Source organism: Streptomyces sp. NPDC007162 (assembly GCF_040634175.1).
GTDB lineage: Bacteria > Actinomycetota > Actinomycetes > Streptomycetales > Streptomycetaceae > Streptomyces.
Genome location: NZ_JBEYFC010000961.1, coordinates 1 through 1,636 on the forward strand (window position 1 = coordinate 1; position 1,636 = coordinate 1,636).

2 protein-coding genes and 1 pseudogene are annotated in these 1,636 nt (G+C 70.5%); all 3 read right to left on the bottom strand.

All coding sequences use genetic code 11. The features are described 5' to 3' along the window. Nucleotides 1–240, bottom strand: a 240-nt coding sequence (locus tag ABZ646_RS46245; protein ID WP_360533703.1) for a hypothetical protein, incomplete at its 3' end; no start/stop codon positions are given. Between the two features lie 273 nt (nt 241–513). Then, a complete protein-coding gene (locus tag ABZ646_RS46250) occupies nt 514–771 on the bottom strand; it encodes a hypothetical protein (protein WP_360533706.1) in 258 nt (85 codons plus the stop codon). A 50-nt stretch (nt 772–821) separates the two neighbouring features. Beyond that, nucleotides 822–1,586: pseudogene (locus ABZ646_RS46255) on the bottom strand (NAD-dependent protein deacetylase); the annotation flags it as partial. Nucleotides 1,587–1,636 lie beyond the last annotated feature (50 nt).

The following is a 1,636-nucleotide window of genomic DNA, read 5'->3' on the forward strand; positions in this document are numbered from 1 at the left end:
GGCGTGCAGTTTCTCGTACCAGCCGATGTCGTAGCCGCGTTCGTTCCAGCCGCCGAGGTAGTCGATGTCCAGGCCGTGCTGCCGGGCGCAGCCGACCGCATGCTCGACCTCGGGGTGGTCGTCCAGCCCACGGGAGACCATCTCAACATCCTCAAGATCAAGCCGCCGCTCTGCATCGACATCGCCGCGGCCGACTTCTTCGTCGACATGCTGGACCACGCCTTCGCCGATCTCGGTCACGCCCACTGACGGACCGCCGACGGCGACCTCCCCCCACGCTTCGAGTCGGCATCCTTGCAGACTTTGTCCTTGCGGTGGAAAGAGTCGGCCCAGTTCGCTCCTGAGTTCTTCTCGGTTTGGCAAATCGCTGCTACGTGCCTTCCCGCAAGCCAGTGGACTTTGCCGACGGAGACAGGCCCGGCACCACACTGGAGGTCGCATTCACCACCACGCCGGAGCCGGGCGCCGGCCGTAGCTCCGGTCGCCCGGTGCGGGCGGGTCCGGCCGGTCGAGTCAGTCCGCCGGGCTCAACTCGCTGTGCACCAGGTTCACCAGGTCGACGGCCTCGCGGGTCCGGGAGTCCCGCGGGACCTGGTAGTAGCCGCCGAGAGTGGCGATCACATCCGTGCACGATTCGTCGTACTCGTGGCCGTCTCCCTGCCACCACCAGACCGTGTCCCGGATCTCGTCCGTCGACAGGCCCCCGGACAGGACGATGTCCCGGCCCTGGACCTTCCCCGTGATCCTGGCGGAGTTCGCATCGGCTGCCATGTGCCAGGTCTCCCTTCACTCACGGCTGCGGATACCCGCCGGAGGAGGGCTCAGTCGGCCGCCCCGCCGACCGGGATGCCGAGCCGGTCGGCGACGGTGGTCAGGGCCGCTCCCAGCGGCAGTGCGACCCGGGTGAGGGCGTGCGGGTCGCCCCGGGTGGGGTCCCGGTTGACGATCAGCACCGGCTTGCCCTCCTGCGCCGCCTGCCGGACGAACCGCAACCCGGACATCACCGTCAGCGACGAGCCGAGGACCAGCAGTGAGGTCGCCTCGCGGACCAGGCGCCGGCAGCGCTCGACGCGCTGCGGCGGCACCGCCTCGCCGAAGAACACCACGTCCGGTTTGAGGACGCCCCCGCAGTCGGCGCACGGCACGACACGGAAGTCCCCCACCTGAGCGTCGGTGAGGTCCGCGTCACCGTCCGGGTTGATCCCGGCGCCCACCGGGTCGAAACCGGGGTTCTCGGCCTCCAGACGCCGGGCGAGCTCGCGGCGCGGGCTGAAGGCGCGGCAGGAGAGGCAGACGACCCGGTCCAGGCTGCCGTGGAGCTCCACGACGTCCTCGCTGCCGGCGGCCTGGTGCAGGCCGTCGACGTTCTGGGTGATCACACCCGAGACACGGGCGTCCCGGGCGAAGGCGGCCACCGCCAGGTGTCCCGCGTTGGGGCGGGCCCGCCCGAAGGTGCGCCACCCCAGGTGGCTGCGCGCCCAGTACCGGCGACGCGCGTGGGCGCTCCCGGTGAAGTCCTGGTAGGTCATCGGGGTGTGCCGGCTCAGGCTCCCGCCCTCGCCCCGGTAGTCGGGGATCCCCGACTCGCCCCGCCACGTCGCATGTTACACGAGGGGTGCATATAGATAATTCTGCG